Origin of the sequence: Brooklawnia cerclae (assembly GCF_011758645.1) — a bacterium.
Taxonomy (GTDB): domain Bacteria; phylum Actinomycetota; class Actinomycetes; order Propionibacteriales; family Propionibacteriaceae; genus Brooklawnia; species Brooklawnia cerclae.
Genome location: NZ_JAAMOZ010000001.1, coordinates 2,626,409 through 2,645,113 on the forward strand (window position 1 = coordinate 2,626,409; position 18,705 = coordinate 2,645,113).

Annotated in this window: 18 protein-coding genes; 8 read left to right on the plus strand and 10 right to left on the minus strand. The window is 66.8% G+C overall.

Annotated elements, in window-relative coordinates:
- Nucleotides 1-15: 15 nt before the first annotated feature.
- The 4 genes from FB473_RS12110 to FB473_RS12125 are packed head-to-tail and all read right to left on the minus strand — an operon-like array spanning nt 16 to nt 3,267.
- Nucleotides 16-693, minus strand: a complete 678-nt coding sequence (locus FB473_RS12110) for a 4-carboxy-4-hydroxy-2-oxoadipate aldolase/oxaloacetate decarboxylase (protein ID WP_167168028.1) — start codon at nt 691-693, stop codon at nt 16-18.
- Nucleotides 690-1,769, minus strand: coding sequence for a 5-oxoprolinase subunit C family protein (locus FB473_RS12115; RefSeq protein ID WP_167168031.1), 1,080 nt, complete (start codon nt 1,767-1,769; stop codon nt 690-692). Before FB473_RS12115 ends, FB473_RS12110 begins: the two co-directional genes overlap by 4 nt.
- Complete coding sequence (locus FB473_RS12120) at nt 1,766-2,479, minus strand: 5-oxoprolinase subunit B family protein (RefSeq protein WP_167168034.1); 714 nt, start codon at nt 2,477-2,479, stop codon at nt 1,766-1,768. The genes FB473_RS12115 and FB473_RS12120 overlap by 4 nt, the downstream gene beginning before the upstream one ends.
- 5 nt (nt 2,480-2,484) lie before the next feature.
- Nucleotides 2,485-3,267, minus strand: coding sequence for a LamB/YcsF family protein (locus tag FB473_RS12125; protein WP_341770114.1), 783 nt, complete (start codon nt 3,265-3,267; stop codon nt 2,485-2,487).
- Between the two features lie 177 nt (nt 3,268-3,444).
- Here FB473_RS12125 and FB473_RS12130 point away from each other — a divergent pair, with 177 nt between their 5' ends.
- The gene (locus FB473_RS12130; RefSeq protein WP_167168040.1) at nt 3,445-4,365 is read left to right on the plus strand and encodes a LysR substrate-binding domain-containing protein; all 921 of its coding nucleotides are present in this window, start codon (nt 3,445-3,447) and stop codon (nt 4,363-4,365) included.
- A 394-nt stretch (nt 4,366-4,759) separates the two neighbouring features.
- On the opposite strand, the gene FB473_RS17685 is transcribed toward FB473_RS12130, so the two are convergent.
- On the minus strand, nt 4,760-4,954 hold the full coding sequence (locus FB473_RS17685; RefSeq protein WP_208390546.1) for a hypothetical protein: 195 nt from the start codon (nt 4,952-4,954) through the stop codon (nt 4,760-4,762).
- 106 nt (nt 4,955-5,060) lie between these two features.
- Between FB473_RS17685 and FB473_RS17690 the strand changes: the two genes are divergently transcribed.
- From FB473_RS17690 to FB473_RS12150, 4 genes are all read left to right on the plus strand, one after another.
- Complete coding sequence (locus tag FB473_RS17690) at nt 5,061-5,237, plus strand: hypothetical protein (protein WP_208390547.1); 177 nt, start codon at nt 5,061-5,063, stop codon at nt 5,235-5,237.
- A 780-nt stretch (nt 5,238-6,017) separates the two neighbouring features.
- A complete protein-coding gene (locus FB473_RS12140; protein ID WP_167168045.1) occupies nt 6,018-9,098 on the plus strand; it encodes a vWA domain-containing protein in 3,081 nt (1,026 codons plus the stop codon).
- 56 nt (nt 9,099-9,154) lie between these two features.
- Nucleotides 9,155-10,660 (plus strand): SpaH/EbpB family LPXTG-anchored major pilin, encoded by a 1,506-nt coding sequence (locus FB473_RS12145; protein WP_167168048.1) that lies wholly within the window; start codon nt 9,155-9,157, stop codon nt 10,658-10,660.
- A gap of 81 nt (nt 10,661-10,741) precedes the next feature.
- Nucleotides 10,742-11,653, plus strand: a complete 912-nt coding sequence (locus FB473_RS12150) for a class C sortase (protein WP_167168051.1) — start codon at nt 10,742-10,744, stop codon at nt 11,651-11,653.
- A gap of 321 nt (nt 11,654-11,974) precedes the next feature.
- On the opposite strand, the gene kduI is transcribed toward FB473_RS12150, so the two are convergent.
- From kduI to FB473_RS12170, 3 genes are all read right to left on the minus strand, one after another.
- Complete coding sequence (kduI, locus tag FB473_RS12155) at nt 11,975-12,802, minus strand: 5-dehydro-4-deoxy-D-glucuronate isomerase (RefSeq protein ID WP_167168054.1); 828 nt, start codon at nt 12,800-12,802, stop codon at nt 11,975-11,977.
- A gap of 481 nt (nt 12,803-13,283) precedes the next feature.
- Nucleotides 13,284-13,898, minus strand: a complete 615-nt coding sequence (locus FB473_RS12165) for a 2-dehydro-3-deoxy-6-phosphogalactonate aldolase (protein ID WP_167168057.1) — start codon at nt 13,896-13,898, stop codon at nt 13,284-13,286.
- Nucleotides 13,877-14,863, minus strand: coding sequence for a 2-dehydro-3-deoxygalactonokinase (locus FB473_RS12170; protein WP_167168060.1), 987 nt, complete (start codon nt 14,861-14,863; stop codon nt 13,877-13,879). Before FB473_RS12170 ends, FB473_RS12165 begins: the two co-directional genes overlap by 22 nt.
- A gap of 134 nt (nt 14,864-14,997) precedes the next feature.
- On the opposite strand from FB473_RS12170, the gene FB473_RS12175 reads away from it, so the two are divergent.
- Complete coding sequence (locus FB473_RS12175) at nt 14,998-15,633, plus strand: hypothetical protein (protein WP_167168063.1); 636 nt, start codon at nt 14,998-15,000, stop codon at nt 15,631-15,633.
- Nucleotides 15,634-15,879: 246 nt separating this feature from the next.
- Here FB473_RS12175 and FB473_RS17695 read toward each other — a convergent pair whose 3' ends face one another.
- Nucleotides 15,880-16,251 (minus strand): hypothetical protein, encoded by a 372-nt coding sequence (locus FB473_RS17695; protein WP_208390548.1) that lies wholly within the window; start codon nt 16,249-16,251, stop codon nt 15,880-15,882.
- 88 nt (nt 16,252-16,339) lie between these two features.
- On the minus strand, nt 16,340-16,750 hold the full coding sequence (locus FB473_RS12185) for an SRPBCC domain-containing protein (RefSeq protein WP_167168066.1): 411 nt from the start codon (nt 16,748-16,750) through the stop codon (nt 16,340-16,342).
- 161 nt (nt 16,751-16,911) lie between these two features.
- Between FB473_RS12185 and FB473_RS12190 the strand changes: the two genes are divergently transcribed.
- Both FB473_RS12190 and FB473_RS12195 read left to right on the plus strand, forming a co-directional pair.
- On the plus strand, nt 16,912-17,943 hold the full coding sequence (locus tag FB473_RS12190) for a hypothetical protein (RefSeq protein WP_167168069.1): 1,032 nt from the start codon (nt 16,912-16,914) through the stop codon (nt 17,941-17,943).
- Between the two features lie 65 nt (nt 17,944-18,008).
- Entirely contained in the window at nt 18,009-18,704 is a 696-nt protein-coding gene (locus FB473_RS12195) for an NUDIX hydrolase (RefSeq protein WP_167168073.1), read from the plus strand.
- Nucleotide 18,705: the final 1 nt, after the last annotated feature.

Below are 18,705 nucleotides of genomic sequence, written 5' to 3' on the forward strand. Positions count from 1 at the left end.
GTGCTGGTCGGCCGGTCAGCTCTCAACGAGCAGGCCCTTGGCCGCGAGCTTCTCGGTCAGGCCGTGGATCTCGAGGATGCTGCGCTCCTGCTTGCGATGCTCGGCGCGAATGTACAACTCGTGGTCCTCGCGCTCCTGGCACAGGCGGATGACCTCTTCGGCCTCGTCGGGGCGGACGACGACGATGCCGTCCGCGTCCCCCTTGAGGATGTCGCCGGGGTTGACCAGCTGGCCACCGACCACCAGCGGGTAGTTCACCGGCCCGAGGGTCTCCTTGACGGTGCCCTCGATGCAGATCGAACCCGAGAAGACGGGGAAACCGAGAGCGCGGATGTCGGCGCTGTCGCGGATGCCGGAGTCGGTGACGAACGCGGCGAGCCCCTTGGACTGCGAGGCGGTGGCCATCACGTCGCCGAAGGAGCCGGCCTGCGCGAGTTCGCCGGCGGCCGCGATGACGACGTCCCCGGGCTGCGCATAGGCGATGGCGACCTGCACCATGATGTTGTCACCGGGGTGCGCGCGAACGGTCACGGCCGGGCCGCAGAAGCTCATGGACGGGTCGATGGGCTTGATGCGGTACGACAGCGCACCCTTGCGTCCCTGGGCCTCATGGATCGTCGCCGAGGAGAACTCCCCGAGCCGGGCGACGATGCCGGGATCGGGACGGGTGAACTTGGTGCGGACGTGGATCATGACAGGACTCCTTCGTGAATGGGTGCCGGACGTGTGGGTGACAACGAACGTGAACGGGCAACGCCCTCGGCGGGGCGACCGGGCGTGGGGGACGCGGGTGGCGGGGGCGCATCGAGTTCGGGCACCCCGTTGAGCCGCAGGAACTCGGCGCAGCGGCGCCGGAAGCGCTCCTCGGCGACGTGCTGCTCCAGCCGCAGGAAGGACGCCTCCCGCGACGTGATCCGGCGGAACCGCACCCGCTGCCCGGGACGCACCTGCGCCATCACGTCCAGCCCCACCGTGGTGACAACCCCGAGCACCGGGTAGCCGGCGGTCACGCCGCGACCGCGGTGCAGAACCAGCAGTTCCGAGCGTGACGGCACCTCGATGGCGCCCACCGGGACGCCGCGGGACAGCACCTCGTCCGCCGACATGCGCTGTGGCGTGGGGCCGGACAACCGCAGCCCCACATGGTTGCTGCGGGGACTGACCTCGTAGGGTTGCGCGAACAGCTCGCGCGCACTGTCACCGAACTCGTGGGCGTCCGGCCCGTCGGTGACGGGGACGGACGGCTCGTCGTCCAGCGGACGCGGGCGGTCACCGGGTGGGAAGAACGGGACGCCGAAGAACGGGTTTCCCGGCATCGGGGTGGAGACGAGTTCGCGGACCTCGGTGCCTGGCGTGAGCCGCAGCCCGAAGCCGATCATCGTGTCGGGAGCGCAGCTGCCCAACAGCAGGGGGACGTCGAGGGAACCCCGGATCGCGATGTAGCTGCGCAGCCCGCGATCCCCCACCGTGATGCGCACCGTGCCGCCGCGCGCGACCACCACGGGGGTGTGCATGCCGGCGGCCACGCCGTCCACCTCGACCGATGCCGGCGCACCGGATACCGCGATCAGCGCGTCGCGGTCCAGCTGGATCGTCAGGGTGCTGATGGTCAACTCGATGAGTGGCGCGCCCGCCGGGTTGCCGACCAGGTGATTCGCGGTCCGGGCAGCGTGCTGGTCGAGAGCCCCGTTGACCGACAGACCGGTGGCCGGGCCGGCGAACCTGCCCAGGTCGGTGACGACGGCATATCCCGCGTCGTGCACCCTCATACCGCGGCCAGTTCGTGAAGGTGGGTTCCCGCGTAGGAGTCCCACCGGGCCTCGTCGATTGACTCGAACCGGATGAGGTCGCCAGGACGATAGGGCACGAGCGCGGACGCCGACCTGTCCATGATCTCCACCGGCGACTGGCCGATGAGCCGCCAACCGCTCGGGGAACGGACCGGCCCGATCACCCCCTGCACCCCCGCGACCGAGACCGCGTTGGGCGGCACCTCCAGCCGGGGATCCGGGAGCCGGGGAATGGGACGCGAGAACCCGGGTCCGTCGATCATGCAGGACGCGGCAGGGCCTCCCAGGCAACGCACGACGTACTCCGACCCGGTGTGCAGGTCGATGACCTCGGTCTCCGTCAGCCCCAGGTAGTCGGCGACGAATCCGAGGTCCGGCCCGAACCTGCCGCCGTAGACGACGGGCAGGGTGAAGCGGCGCGGGCTGCGATGCCCGCGATCGTCCCCGTTCATCACCTCCTGCGCCATGAGGTTCAGCAGGGGCGCCACCGAGTCGAAGGACCAGACGATCGCGTCGAATTCGAGCAGCAGGGAGTCGTAGGTGGGAACCGCGCCGTACATCCCGTTCGGGGGAGCGTCGTTGATGCGCTCGGCGACCCGGTGCACCAGGGCCCAGGCGTCCTCCGCGCGTGCGTCGGCGACGACCAGACGCACCGCCGCGTCCCCACAGGCGAAGAGTTGAACTCGCATCGGGCTCAGGCAGCCCGCCCGGCGATCAGCTCGCCCAGGGGCGCCAGTTCCACACCGGCTGCGAGCAGTTCCGTCCGCACTCGCCGAGCCAGCTCGAGCGCCCCGTCACCATCGCCGTGTAACAGGATGGCATCGGTCCGGACGGGCAACACCGCGCCGGTCCTGCTCACGACGGTCCCGTCCACGACCATGCGGAGTGTGCGCGCGAGGATCACCTCGGGATCGTGCAGGACGGCCTCAGGAGTGCCCCGGGGAGTGAGCGTGCCGTCGTCCTCGTAGTTGCGGTCGATGACCCCGACCATGGCGATCCGTGCGTCGCGTTCCTGCGCGGCGCGGACGACCTCGCCGTCCTGCGTGACGATCACCAGCGACGGATCGAACGCCTGGGCCGCCTCGACCATGGCCTGCGCGTAGTCGGGCCGCGTGATCACCAGATTGCCGAGCTTGCCGTGCGGAGTCAGGTGGGTGACCCGCGTGCCGTGGGCGGTGGCGAACGCCGACAGCGCACCGATCTGGTAGAGGATGTCGGTGCGAACCTCTTCGGCTGCGAGGTCCATCGCCCGGCGTCCGAAGCCGATGAGGTCGGGGAAGCTGGGGTGCGCCCCGATCCCGACGCCACGCTCGACGCACGCCCGCACGGTACGGTCCATCACCCGGGGGTCTCCGGCATGGAAGCCGCACGCGATGTTCGCGCCGGTGACGATCTTCAGCAGCTCCTCGTCGTCGCCCATCGAATATGCGCCGAAGCTCTCCCCGAGATCGGCTATCAACGCGATCCTTGCGCCCACGACTCGTCTCCCTCTTCCGTGACCCCGCCCGTCCGCCGGCGGCCGACGGATACCCATGTCCCTAGTCAAGTTACGATCCGGATCCGGGCCCGTCCAATACACCTTTCGCATGGGGACACGCACACCGCTTATGGATGGCGGTCCTCCACCACCTCGGTTCGCGCATAGCGTGGAGCCATGGACACTCGGCGATTGCGGTATTTCGTCACGATCGTCGACTGCGGGACGATCACGCGCGCGGCCGAGATGCTGTACCTGGCCCAGCCCGCATTGAGTCAGCACGTCTCGGCGTTGGAGGCCGAACTCGGCCAGCAGTTGCTGGTGCGCAGCCACAAGGGAATCACCCCGACGAACGCGGGACGCTCACTCTACCGGTACGCGCAGGAGATCCTGAGGCTCGAGGAGTCCGTCCAGCGCGAGATCCGCAGTGACGACGACAGCCCGTCGGGCACTGTAGCGATCGGTCTGGCGTCCTACAGCCTGGCCTCCACGATGACCGTCCCACTGCTGCAGGCCATCAGGTCGCGGTATCCGCGGATCGTCATGCGATTGGTGGAGACGCTCACGGTGATCCACAGCCAGGCGCTCCGGATGGGGCAGATCGACGCGGCGCTCATCTACGACCCCGGACCCGTGCGGGGAGTGCGGTTCGAACGGGTCTCCGTGGACGAGCTCTATCTCGTGGCGCCCGATTGGTTCGAGATCCCGCTGGACGAGAAGGGCGATGTGCCCGTCGCGGCCCTCGGCGGCCTGCAGTTCCTGCTCCCGAGCCGGACGCACACCCTGCGCAAGCTGGTCGAGCAGGCCGTCCATCAGGCCGACGGGGAACTGGAGGTCGTCATCGAGATCGAGAGCACCCGGCTCCTGGCCGATGCGGTCGCCCTCGGTCTCGGAGTGACCATCCTGCCCAAGCCCGCGGCCGAGGCGCTCTTCCCCGGCGACCCGTTCGTGTTGCGGAGGATCGTGGATCCGCACCTGGTCGCCGCCTTCGCGCTGGCGACACCCGACCAGCAGCCCCTGTCGGCCGCGGCCGAGGCGGTCGTGGAGGTCCTCCGCGAGTTCACGGTGCCCAGACCGGCGTCGTGCCTCGGCTCCTGACCAGGACCCGGAAGGCTCCCCCACTCCCATCCCGGACAGAACCGCTCGGATCCCGCAAGCCCGGAACCCTCGCCGACGCTGCGAGCCAATGTGCGGGTCTTGTCGTGACCGTCAGCACCGCCACAGTGTTTTGGCACCGCTCCCCCATTCTCGCATCCGGGCCGCATATCTCGTCTCCGCTCGGGCGCTGATCGGGCGCTCAGGAACCACTCGGGAACAAAGAATCGGGGAAGTACGTTAGGGGTATGGCTAATTGCGTATCTGTTGTGTAATATTTCGCACGCATGCGTGTAGCTGTGACACTCGGATAATTTTTGGGGGGAGAGTGCCCGATGGCTGCTCGGGGGACGACTGCTGCTCGGGCCGAGATCGCGGAGGCGTACGCCAAGGCGTATCAGACGGCAACGAAGAAGGATAAATCCAGGCTGCTCGACGAGATCGTCGAAGCCACAGGCTGGTCGAGGGACAACGCACGACGGAGGTTGCGCGAGGCGATGTTGCCGCGCCCGGCCACTCCGAGAAAGCGGCGGCGTTCCCGAAAATACTCGAACGAGGCGCTCAAATCGCTCCAGCGAGTCTGGGCGTCCACCGGAGGATCATGCGGTAAAGCTCTGGCCGCGTCGATGGACTCGCAGCTCGCATCGCTGGAGGGCAAGGGAAGACTTGCCTTTGGCAAGGGAGGATACTCCCCTGAAGTGCGAGAGGAACTCCTCGCCATGAGCCCCGCGACGATCGATCGCTACCTGGCGCCGACGCGCGCCAAGGCAGCGTCCCGCGCGAAGGCGACTACGAGACTCGCCCCCTCACAAGGCGGGCCCCACAGACGCCTCGGCGTCGGGGGTATCCGCGAGCGTGAGCTCCGAGCCAGCTGACAGGTCTGCCCCGAGCAATCGGCGCGTGACCGACGAAGCGCGCCGCACGGGTTTTCGCGGGCAGGAACGGGTCCTCGGGCGTGCGCTTGGCGCCCGGCCAATGGATCGCTGGATTTCGCGGTTGCGGCGGGTGGGCGGATAGCCCCGACTTGCTTGGGTTGCGCCCGGAATACCCGGGCTTTCTTGGTCGCAATAAGGCCTGTTGCGCCCTGGATTGCCCGACGGTACAGCACGTGAACGAACTCGCGGACCATGTTTAGTGAGGCACAGTCCACGTTTGACGGACACATCTCCGTGATTCACTACAGCGCATTTCGCGTACGTTACAGATGAGGCATTTTCATAGGTTTAGCGGGCGACCGTAGTGAGGCATGTCGACCCTCTCGCGGGCATATAAACCTGAGTCAAAACCTCGATTTACGGGCATTCTTAGTTGAGGCAGCCGCTGAGAGCAGGCCGCTACGTTCGCTTTCGGCTCAACCCAAGTGAGGCAAATTTATTTGCCCGGATTCACCGGTTTAAACTGAGAAATACCTAGTCAACAGGACATTAGTGGCGATTCTCATTTCTCGAAAAAAGCCATTGTGCTCCGGTTGCATCATGCGCTATCGTTCGGAACGTTGCGTGCTCAACCATGTTGTTTACCGTGTACGCAACACCAATTCGGTACTCGACTCTTGCTATAGGGGGAAAGCAATGGTCGAGCGACCACCCGTACGCGCCCGCGAGCCGCAACGTCGCCTTTCATTGCGATGGGGCATCTCAATCCTGGTGGCTTCGATGGCTCTGTCCGTGGGTGGTGCTGGCGGGGCCAGCGCGACTCCCGACCCCACGCCTTCGGACACCACCGGGACATCGTCGAGCTCGAGCACCTCCTCGCAGGAGGAGTCGCCGACGACGGAGCCGACCGACACACAGGCCGCACCGGAGACCACCGGTACGCCGACCGAGACCCAGAGTTCGACGACCGAGAAGTCGACCAGCGATGACCCGACGACCGAGAAGTCGACGACCGATCAGACTGCTGCGGCAGACATCGGGATTGCGCCCATGTCGATCCCGACCGCCTCGGCCGACGCCACGCACGCCGTGGTGAGCGTCAAGGTCGGTTCCTACCGCTCCGGCACGACCACCATCGAACCGCTGGCAGGCGCGCAGCTTGCGCTGTACGACAGCTTGAACTCGTCGACGCCCGTCGTAGGCGACTGGGCCATCTGCACCTCGGACGCGGATGGCGACTGCAACTTCGTCATCCCGAACACGAACCAGGGCGGGACCAACCGTGACCGCGCTCTCTATGTGAAGGCATACGCGGCACCCAGCGGCTACAGCCAATACGTCGCAGGTCAGCTCGGCACCGGCAGCGATGTCTCCACCAGCACGTACGGCTTCCGCGTCGGATCAGGCAATCAGTTGCGCGCCAACAACACCTACACCTCCAGTGGCCAGGGTGCCGACTTCATGATCTCCACCGGCCAGACCGGCAACGCCTCGGGCGGTGTGTTCCAGTTCGTCCGCGACAATCCCGTCATCCAGCAGTGTGGCCTCGACGTCGCCCTGGTCCTCGACCTGTCCGGATCGATCGCCGGGTACGAGGATGATCTGGCCGGCGCGGCCAACACTCTGGTGGATTCGCTGACCGGGACCGACTCCAGCGTGTCGCTCTACACGTTCAGCACCAGCTCACCGGCCCGCACCTGGGTCGGCTCCAACAACGACACCGGCCCGGTCATCGTCGCGAACCACACCAATCAGCAGAGCGTGTCGACTGGGTCCGGGGCGAACACGGTCAAGTCGTGGTACAGCAATTCCTCCGGTGATGCGACCTTCACCGCCAGCGGTGGCACCAACTGGGACCGCGGGCTGTGGGCGGCCAGCACCAGCGGCAACGACTACGACGTTGCCATCGTGATCACCGACGGCAACCCGACCTTCTACGCCGCGCCGCCGGTCGAAGGCTACGGCAGCTACACCCGCTTCCGTGAGCTGGAGAACGGCATCTTCTCCGCCAACTCGATCAAGGAGGACGGGACCCGCGTCATCGCCCTGGGCGTCGGCGAAGGTGTCGACTCCACCGCGTCCGGCCTCAACCTGGCATCCATTTCTGGCCCGACCGAAGGTAGCGACTACTTCCAGACCGATGACTACGGCCAGGCGGCCGAGGTGCTGCAGCAAATGATCTCCGAGAGCTGCGCGGGCACTGTCACCGTGGTCAAGCAGGTCGTGCCGTCCACCTCCGACGAGTCACCCGAAGACATCACCGGCGCCACACCCGCGGGTGGATGGACCTTCGGCACGAGTTCTTCCAACACCGATGTGACCTTGCCGGCCTCCGGCACCACGAGCACGGGAACCGGCGCGGTCAACTTCCCCCTCACCTTCCCCACAGGAACCGAGACCACCGACCTGACGATCACCGAGCAACCGACCACTGATCAGGCCGGGAGATACACGTTGGTGACCCAGGGAGGCAAGAACGCCGTCTGCACCAACCTGACCACCGGTGATCCCGTAACCGTCACGAACAACGGTGAGGCCGGGTTCACCCTGTCCGGGGTCGACGGAGGATCGAACATCTCCTGCACCGTGTACAACCGGGAGCACGAGGTGAGCGCCTCGGTCGCCGTTGACAAACAATGGGTGGTCAACGGGACGAACTATGCCAACGGTGACCAGCCCGAAGGACTACTGGCTGGTCTCACCCTCAGTGGCCCAGGAACCGCGACTTCGACGACCCAACCATGGGCGACCACCCGGACCGGCTACACCGAGGGCGACCAGCCGTCGATCGACGAGACCACCACGATCGACCCGATCCTGGTGGGCTGCACGCTCGACTCACAGCAGGTCACCGAGGCCAATGGCGAAACCGTGACCGAGAGCCTGCCGTACTCGCCGACCCTGCAGGCAGGCGAGAACGAGTACGTCGTCACCAACGTGGTCACCTGTGTCACCAAACTCACCCTTATCAAGCAGGTGATCGGCGGCGACGCCGAACCCGACGAGTGGAGTTTCACCGCCTACACGGTGCCAACGGTCCCGAGCGAAGGAACCGCGGTCAGCGGGTTCGACGGCGTGACGCCCGCGGACACCCTGCCCAACGACCAGTGGGGCGTGACCGACGAGATCGACCCCGGCACTTATCAGTTCGCCGAGCAGAACGGGCCGGCCGAGTACTACCAGCAGTTCCGTGGTGACCCGGACACCCAGCAGGCCACGCGTCCGCTATCCACTGGATCTTGGGACTGCACCCACGTGGACGACGACCTGAACCGTGTTGACGAGTGGAACGACGGCCTCAACGGAGGCGCCGTGATCGCCCAGGGCACCCACGTCGCGTGCATCGCCTACAACCTGACCGGACAGATGACGATACTCAAGTACGTCGACGGCGGCAGCAGCGAGGCCAGCGACTGGAACCTCACCGCTACCCCGGCCAGCGGCGTGGACGGGCTGTCCGCGACCACGGTCACCGGCGACGAGACGATCACCGACGACAACACCTTCTACGTCCGCCCGCTGCACGACTACTCGATCACCGAGGAGTCGCTCTCCGGCAACCTCGCCTACGGGCAGGTCAAGGTGCAGCAGTACACGGGTGAGATCCCGTCCGATGGTGTGGTCGATCACACCGACGACAGCCTGTGGACCGACGTCGACCCGAGCGCGATCCAGGTGCCCAACGACGACAACGCCCACTCCGTGTACCGCATCGTCAACGTGCCCGCACCCTCGATCGTCCTGCCGCTCACCGGCGGCACGGCCCAGGACCTGTTCGTCATCACGGGAACCGGTCTCCTGATCCTCACCGCGGGGGCGGCTGCCTGGCGCAGGCGTCGTGAACAGGCGGCGGCGAAATGAACACCACAAACCACAACGACCTTCAACCTCAGCAGCACCAATCAGAAAGGGAAAAGATGTCCACAACCAGTCGGGGGCTGAGCCGGTGGATCACTGGCGCCTTGGGGGCAACGGCCCTGGCCATGTTCAGCCTCTTCGCGCTGACAAGCCCCGCATCGGCCATCGAGCCAGTCGATATCGACTCTGCACAGGACGGGCAGTCGAGCATCATCGTGCACAAGTACGAACAACCGTCCGAGGTGGGTGATCCAGCCTCCGGTGCCGAGCAGACTGTCTCGTCCGACCCCATCGAGGGCGTCGACTTCACCCTCTATCAGTTGGACGGCATTGACCTCACTGACCCGGATGATTGGGACATCGTCAACGACCTCAACGACGCGATCGAGGCAGGCGCTACACCGGTGGTCGATCTGACCGCCACTCCGGCAACCGTGACGGTGGGCACGCTCGCATTCACCTTGACCGAAGAGGCGACCGACACAACCGATTCGACCGGAACCATCACCTTCGACACACTCAACTTCGGCGTCTACATCGTGGTCGAGGGCGACGGCCCGGCGAGCATCGTCACCAAGGCAGCTCCGTTCCTCGTGTCGCTTCCCTTCGCGTCCCCGGACAACACGTGGAACTACGACGTGCACGTCTACCCCAAGAATGCCGTGACCGGTATCACGAAGACGGCCGAGGACCTGTCCAGCACCACCTCCCCGAACTACCAGGTCGGTGACGTGGTTCAGTGGACCATCGATGCCAACATCCCGTACCTGACCGAAGAGGGCCTGACCCAGTTCGCGATCTCGGACGACCTCGACTCGCGTCTGTCGTACATCGCCTCCGGCGCCACCGTCACCATCACGAACGCGGGCGGCACCGAGGTCACCGGCTTCATCTCCGGCACCGACTACACCCTGACGTCCACCGACGGCACTGATCCCGTTGAGTTGACCTTCACGGCCGCTGGACTCACCAAGCTCGAGGCCGTCCAGGGCGGCAAGGTCACCCTCACCTTCAACACCCAGGTGACCTCGCTCGGCGAAACCGGTGAGATCCCCAACACGGCCGTCCTGTTCGTCAACGACAGCAGCAACGAGGCCGACACCGAGACCGCTTTCGGCCAGCTGACCGTCTTCAAGTACGCCACCAACGATGACGAGAAGAAGGGTCTTGAGGGCGCGACCTTCAAGCTCTACCGCGACGAGGCCAAGACGCAGCCTGTGACCGTCGACGGTGCCGAGTGGGAGGGCACCACCGACGACAACGGCCTGGTCACCATCCCGGTGCTCAAGCCCGGCACCTACTACCTGGTCGAGACCGTGGCCCCGACCGGCTACCAGCTGATCACCGACCCGATCCCGGTGACCATCTACCCCGGTCTCACGAGCACCGACAGCGCTGAGCCGCTCAACTACGTCGAGGTCGAGAACGAGCAGGTGCCCGTGTGGCAGCTGCCCCTCACCGGTGGCAACGGCACCCTGACCTTCACCTGGGTGGGCGTCGCCCTCCTGGTGGTCGCCGGTGGCGCGGCTCTGGTCTCACGGCGCAAGGCTGCCACGGCCGCCTGATCCGCTCCGATCCACATCACCAACCCCGATGTGGCGGGGGGACGATCCGTCTCCCCGCCACATCTTTTTGTGAGGAGTCCGATGTCTGCAACCCAGGTCCGCGACAACGCGCCCGCACATGGCGCGGGTTCCCCGGACAGGCGAACGCGGCGCCGTCCCCGCCGATCGGCCGTCCTGATCGCTCTCGTCGGGCTGATCGGCACACTCGTGCTCCTCTACCCCACCGCTGCCGCCTGGATGTCCCAGTACCAGCAGTCGCAGCAGATCGACTCCTACAGCAGCGAGGTGCAGCAGATCGGTCCCGCGTCCCGGCTGGCCGCACTCCAGGCGGCGCGCGATTACAACGCGAGCCTCCTCGGCGGTCAGGCGCTGGTCGGCGCGGGAGAACGCATCCCCACCAGCGACGGCGCCTCCGGCAGCACCTACGACTACAGCGAACTCCTCAAAGCCGATTCCACGGGTCAGATGGCCCGCATCAAGATCCCGTCGATCGACGTCGATCTGCCCATCTACCACGGCACCAGCGACGCCACCCTCGAGAAGGGCGTCGGGCACCTCGAAGGCACCGCCCTGCCGGTCGGCGGTGAGAACACGCACGCCGTACTGACCGGCCACCGGGGGCTGGCCTCGTCCACACTGTTCACCCATCTCAACCAGGTCGAGGTGGGCGACGAGTTCACCATCGAGGTCTTCGGTGAGGTGCTGACCTACCGCGTCACCGAGACGAGGGTGGTCGAGCCGGAGGACACCACGACCCTGTACCCGGTCGCGGGCAAAGACCTCGTCACCCTGGTCACCTGCACCCCTCTCGGCGTCAACAGCCACCGCATCCTGGTGACCGGCGAGCGGGTCGATCCGACCCCGCCCGAAGCCGTCGCCGATGCCGGCAAGTCTCCCGATGTCCCCGGATTCCCCTGGTGGGCGCTGGGCCTGGCAGCCGCGACAGGCGTGCTCAGCGTCTACGTGTGGCGTTCCGGACGCGCGCAGCGCTGACCCGGTCTGCCCACGCTCGTTGAGCCTGTCGGAACGAGCCCTTCGACAAGCTCAGGGACCAATTACTGCTCGTTGATCCCGTCGAAATGTCCCTTCGACAGGCTCAGGGACCAACAATGCTCGTTGAGCCCGTCGAAACGAACACAACACCCGGAGCCTGTGCCTCAACACGCTCGTTGAGCCCGTCGAAACGTCCCTTCGACAGGCTCAGGGACCAACAATGCTCGTTGAGCCTGTCGAAACGAGCCCTTCGACAGGCTCAGGGACCAATAGTGCTCGTTGAGCCTGTCGAAACGAGCACCGACGCCCGAAACCTCCGCCTCAGAGCAGGGTGTCGATCGGCTGGTGGTCCATGTCGTCGAAGTCCTGGTTCTCGCCGGCCATCGCCCAGACGAACGAGTACGCCTGCGTGCCGACGCCCGAGTGGATCGACCAGCTCGGGGAGATGATCGCCTCGTGGTTGGCCACGATCAGATGCCGGGTCTGCTCCGGGTCACCCAGCAGATGGACGACGCGAGCATCGTCCGGCACGTCGAGGTAGAGGTAGGCCTCCATCCGGCGATCGTGGGTGTGGGCGGGCATCGTGTTCCACATGCTGCCCTCGTGGAGCACCGTGTGGCCCATGGCGATCTGGCACGACTGGATGCCGTCCGCGTGGATGTAGCGGTTGAGCGTCCGCCGGTTGGCGTGCTGCTGGTCGCCCAGCTCGCGGATGTCTCCTTCGCCCGGAAGGACCAGAGCACTCGGGTACGACGCGTGGGCCGGGGCGCTGAACAGGTAGAACCGGGCGTCCTGCCCCTCGTCGGACGCGAAGGTGACGTCGCGCACCCCGCGGCCCAGGTAGAGGCAGGCCCCCTTCGGCATCGCATACGCGGTGCCGTCGGCGGTCACGACGCCCGACCCCTGGATGACGATGATGCCCGCCTCGCGACGCTGCAGGAAGTACTCGGCGCGCAACTCGTCCGGAGCCTCGAGCGCGACCGGCTCGGTGGACGGCGCGACGCCACCCAGCACCACACGGTCCTCGTGGCTGTGGACCAGCGTGACCTTTCCCGGCTGGAAGAGGCCGGGGACGAGGAAGTTGGCGCGCAGCTCATCGGTGGTCATCCGTGAGACCTGTTCCTTGCTGACGGTGTGGCGGTTCTCCATCACGGCTCCTCTGCTGCTTGGACGAATCTGCGGCTCTTCTGAAACGGGCGTTTCGCTGAATGGCACCGCCAATGCTAGCGGTGCCGCACGTCGTGAGCCACACCCGATTGCCACGGATGCAGACGACCCCTGAGTCTGCCGAAGGGCCCCTGAGCCTGTCGAAGGGCCAGCAAAGGTCGTTTCGACAAGCTCAACGACCGTCCTCTGAGCCTGTGGTGAAGGGCCCCTGAGCCTGTCGAAGGGTTGGAACCTCCAGCAAAGGTCGTTTTGACAAGCTCAACGACCGTCCTCTGAGCCTGTGGTGAAGGGTCCCTGAGCCTGTCGAAGGGTTGGAACCTCAAGCAACGGTCGTTTCGACAAGCTCAACGACCGTCCTCTAGGCCTGTGTTGAAGGGCTCCTGAGCCTGTCGAAGGGCCAGCGAATGTCATTTCGACAAGCTCAACGACCGTTCCGGTGCCTCAGCCGATGGGGATCGTCGCACTACATCGTGCGCTTCCCGGTCCAGGCGGCGACCAGGTCATGGGCGCGCTGACCGACCACGTCGGCACCTCGCCCCGGCCGGTACAAGGCGCCCCCGATGCCCGCCCCGTCCGCACCGTTGACGGCCCACGTGCCGATGGTGGACGCGTCCACTCCGCCCACGGGTAGAAGAGACACGTCCCGCGGCAGGACGTCGCGCCAGGCCTTCATCGTCGCGACGCCCAGCACGTTGGCCGGGAAAATCTTGAGTTGCCGGGCCCCCGCCCGGTATGCCTGAAACGCCTCGGTCGCAGTCGCGACCCCCGGGATCGGAGTCATGCCGAGTTCGAGCGCGGCGGTGACGACCTCGGTGTCGATGGTGGGTGCCACAACGATCTGCGCGTCGGCCTCATGGCACTTGCGCACGTCCTCGACGCTGAGCACCGTCCCGGCCCCGACGACAGCGCTGCTCCCCAGGCGCTCGCGGAGCCGCGAGATGGACGTGAAGGGATCGGGTGAGTTCAGGGGCACCTCGAGGGTCGAGATCCCGGCGGCGACGATCGCGTCGGCTATCTTCGTCGCCTCCGCCGGGGTGATGCCGCGCAGGATCGCGATCAGGCCAAGCTGGTCAGCCATTGTTCCTCCTTGATCAGTCCGGCGCCGAGCGCCGAATGCCACAGGCCACGGACCGTGGCGTCCGCGGGAGCCGGCCGGCTGGCCAGCCCGGCGCGGTCGAGCGCGCGCCGGTATCGCTCGACCAGCGCCTCGCCGCCACACACGAGGATTGGGCCCTCGAACGTCTGCGCCACCGACCTCGTGGCGACCTCGGAGCCGATCAGCAGACCCGAGAGACAGTCGATCACCTGAGTAGGCGGCAGTTGCTCGTCCAGCACCGCACTGCGGATGGTGAAAGCCTTGAACAGGACGTCACCCGGCACTCCCCCGGTGGCCAGCTCAAGGCCGCGATCGAAACCGATCCGCCAGTCGTGGCCGGGAGCGGGGGGTTCGGCGACGCGTGCGACCATGCTGTCACCGCTCAGGAGCGCGAACACCTCGCCGGTCATGGCCGTGTGGAAGTCGAGCAGCCGTCCGTCGCGGACGAGCGCCCACTTGCTGTGGGTCCCCGGCAAGAGGACAGTCGAGGCCTGTCCCTCGGGCAGGCCCGGGGCGAGCCCGGCCAGTTGGGTCTCCTCGCCCCGTATGACGTCGGGCTCCGGGGCACTCTTCTTGACTCCGGCGATGACCGGCAGCGGCCCGCGTGGCGTGTCGATGACGACCAGGCCGCCAGCCCCTGCGAGCTCGGTCGGCAGCGTGCGGTACTGCGCCGTGCGCCAACCCTGGGAAGCACCGATCATGCCGCAGGCGATCATCGGCAGCCCCGGATACTCGTCGAGGAAGCCGCCGACCATCCTCTCGAGGATCGCCGCGAACGCCCCGTCACGGTCGGGATCGTCTGCCGCGACCGACAAGATTCCCTCCCCGGACGACTGGTCGCGGACGACCGGGCCATCGGCAGATCCGCCCAGAAGATAGGCGCGGGCGTGCGTGGTGCCCCAATCGAGCGCGATGAGTCGAGGACGGCCGACGCTGGCTGAGGTCATGACTCCAGCCAACTGCGCCCGGTCGCCCGCTGTCAACGAGGCTGGCCCCGATCGATCGAAGAACGTATAGTTACCTGAGGATCGCTCAGGTCTTTCAAATGGTCCGCACACATGGTCCACTCGGGAGGGGCGAGATGGCAGACGAAGACAACGCCGCAGATGCCCTGCCCCCGAAGCCGGACGACACCATGATCATCCCTGTGCAGTCCCCGTCGTCCCCCAACCCCGAGCCCGCCACCGCACCGACGCGAGCCTCGCTGCTCGGTTTCCTGGGGCGCAACTCCTCCGACTCGGACGAGAGCCGCGGTTTCGTCGGTGCACTCATCGTCGGCGCCGTCGCACTGGTGATCGCCCTCATGGCACTGACCGTGGCGATCGGACGCTCACCGCAGAGCGCTATCGCGGGTACGACCCCGGTGGCCTCCAGCGCGAGTGCCTCGGCCGCCGTGCCGACCACCTACTCGTCCCCGCCGCAGACCGGCGTCCGCTACACCCCTCAGCCGATCGTCACCGGCGTCACCCAGCACGCCCCGTCGTACGAGGCCTCCACCCCGACGCCGAGCGCGACGTCCAGCACGACCACCGCGAACGATCAGGGACGCGGCAACAGCGAGACCACCGACACCGCGACCGCCGCGATCACCTTCTCGTGGAACATCCCGACGGTCACGCTCGACTACCCCGGGAACAACCCTTGGCAGCCCGGTAACAACAACGGAAACGGCAACGGTGCGGTGACCCTCGACGGTGCGGCCCAGCCCGCCGCCTGACCTGCGCCGGGCCTGCTAGGGATACGCTGATCACCGATCCCTAGAGCCCGTCTCAACGATCCCTGAAGCCTGTCTCAACGATCCCTGAGCCTGTCTTCAACGACCCCTGAGCTCGTCACAACGATCCCTAAGCCTGTCTCAACGATCCCTGAGCCTGTCGAAGGGTCACGCGGAACCGCCGTCCGGCAACAGGCCTCGACAGGCTCGACCAGCGTCGCCCGCATTGATCAGCGGTTTCCTGAGCCCTCACTCGCCGTTCGGGGCGTTCTCCGGCTTGGGGTCGGTGACATGGCGATCGGTGGGAGCGCTGGACGAACCGGTGAATCCGGCCGCACGGGCTTCGGCGATCTGCTCGGCCTTGCGCACCTCGGCATAGCGGGCCTTGAAGGTCTTGTTCGGCAGGATGAGAGCGATGCCCAGCAGCAGACCGGCCAGAAGACCCAGTGCGGCGCCGATCAGCACCCAGTTGCGTGGGTTCGGGAAACCGGTGCTGCGGTTGGCGATGGCCACCGCGTGCATCTGGTTGATCTCGATGACGTTGTAGATCATCACGCCGACGAACGCCAGCAGGGCGACGACACCGAGGATCATCATCAGCGTCTTGGAGAACTTCATCATGGCTTGAGCCTAATGCCCAGGGCATGCTCCGGCCCGGTTCTCGCGGTCATCCGCGAACCGGGCCGGTGTAGGTGACGGGCAGATCCCGTCAGAGGCACTCGCTCTCAATGCGCTCGAGGGCGGCCGACCACCGGTCCTCGACGCGTTCACGGTTCGCGGACTCCGGCAGGTTGGAGTGCTGGATCTCGATCCGGGTGGCGTCGGTGCCCTCGGACCTCAGGTTCACCGCCACCATCGACGGTGCGCAATCCTGATTGAGACGCCAGGAGAACCGGATCTGCTCGAAGGGATGGAAGCTGCGGACGACTCCCTCGCGTCCGTCGTGCGACTGCCAGGTTTCTCCCTTGTTGCCGAGTTGGGCGCCGGGGCCGAGCAGAGCCTCCGAGCCCTCGGCCGTCAGCAGGACGTTCCAGACGTTCCTGATCGAGTTGGGCACCGTCCGGCCGACGATGACGGCGGTGCCCGTGGTCTCTCCAGTGGCCTCGCTCAACAGTTCCATGGGGACCTCTTTTCGCTGGTGGAGTTGTGCTTCACCGAGCCGCCGTCGGCCCGGCTTGCTGTCACAGTAATGCGCCGCCGAACCGAAAGGGAGCGTTCCGGAGCGATTGGCCCGGACGGCGCGTGGTCCGGTTTCGCCCAGAGCGAAGGTAGCCTTCCCATGTGGTCACCAAGAGCGATGCACGTGTGCGCGGCTGCCGACGCCTCGCGGGCTTGGCGCGCGCCGGATGGGTCGCGACGCTGACTGCCCTCGCGCTGCTCGGCGTCTCCTGCGGCGAGCCCATCGGCCCCGCCGCCTCCACCAGCACCCCCGCATCCACCTCCGCCGACTCGGCCACACCCGGAGCGGACGAGTCGTCCTCGGCGTCGAGCATCTCCCCCGAGTACGACCTGTTCGTCCCCGGCCGGGCCAGGGAGGTCGTGGACGCGTTGACCGCGGCCGCGAACGGACGGCCGGTCGTCCGCCTCGTCCTCGACCGGACGCAGGCCCGTCTCACCTACGTCGACCAGGGTGATCGACCGCAGTCGTTCGTCTGGTCCGCCGGTGAGATCACCCCGAGCGACGACGGGAACGACCTCGTGGCAGCGGCCAGTTTCGACCCGTCCGACTTCGACCTCGACGACGTGGCCTCTCTCTTCGACCAGGCCAAGCAGATCTCGGGCTCCTCGGGCAAGCAGGAACTCCAGATCAGCGAGTACGACCACGGTCAGACGCTCATCACCATCACCACCACGCCGGAATCGACGACCGTGTTCTTCACCGCCCAGGGTGATCTCATCCCACGGCTCGATCTCAAGGACGAGGACGACCTCGCCCAGGGGCTGGCCGACGTGATGGTCGACCGCCTGTTCGTCGTGGCCATCGGGGTCAAGGACGCCGACCAGATCTGGGCCGACGTCGTCGCGAGCCCCGGGGTCATGGAGCGTCGCATCCGGGGCTCGAAAGTGCCCATGTACCTGACCCAGCGGCACGAGACCACCAGCGCCCACCAGTTCGATCCCTCGGTCATCGACATGTCCGTGCTCGCACGGCTGGTCCGCACCGCGCCGGGGATCCTCGGCAAACCGTCCGCCGATCAGGTCACCATCACCGTCCAGCAGCCGAAGGACGCCAGCGAGCCGCGTATCTACATCGATGTGGACGGTGATCAGCTCGTCACCGACCTGCAGGGCTCACCGGTCAGCGAGTCCTGACCGGTCGCGGTCGGCCCGGGCTTCGCCACCGGGAAACCGGTTGCCCGCCGTGGGAGGATGGGCATATGCGCATCGTCGGAGTGTTGGCCCCTGGTGCCAGCATCTGCGTCGAGGGCGAGGTGGAGCACGGGGACGACCCCCGCATGATGTTCTGGCGCCGCGGCTGGGTTCTCACCCGCCTGCTGAGCGCCCATCTCGACGAGGGCGAGGTCGTCCTCACCACGCAAGTGACACCGCGCCAGCACTCCTCACGCCCCCCGCGGGTGAAGGTGAGGGGAACAGACGCCGACCTCACCACGTCCGAGGGTGAGGTGCCCGAGCCCCGTCAGCGCGTCGCGGCGTATGCGATCGTGCGCTCGCGGCGGGGTGTACTGGGGACGCAGTGCTCCGACCTCACCGCGATCCCGGGGCTGTGGCAACTGCCCGGTGGCGGCCTCGAGTCCGGCGAGACACCGAGCGAGGGCGTCGTCCGCGAGATCACCGAGGAGACGGCCCAGCGCGTACGCATAGACCGGCTCATCGACCTCCAGTCGGACCACTGGATCGGCCGCTCCCCCACCGGCGTCCTGGAGGACTTCCAGGCCCTGCGCATCATCTACACCGCGGTCTGCGATGAGCCCACCCAGCCGCAGGTGCTCGACATCGGTGGGACGACCATGTCTGCGAGCTGGGTGCCGTTGCGCCGCTGGCGTTCGCTGCGGTGGACGTCGGGGGCACGGTCACTGCTCGACCGCCACCTCGGGCACGTTCCCGTCCTCTGAG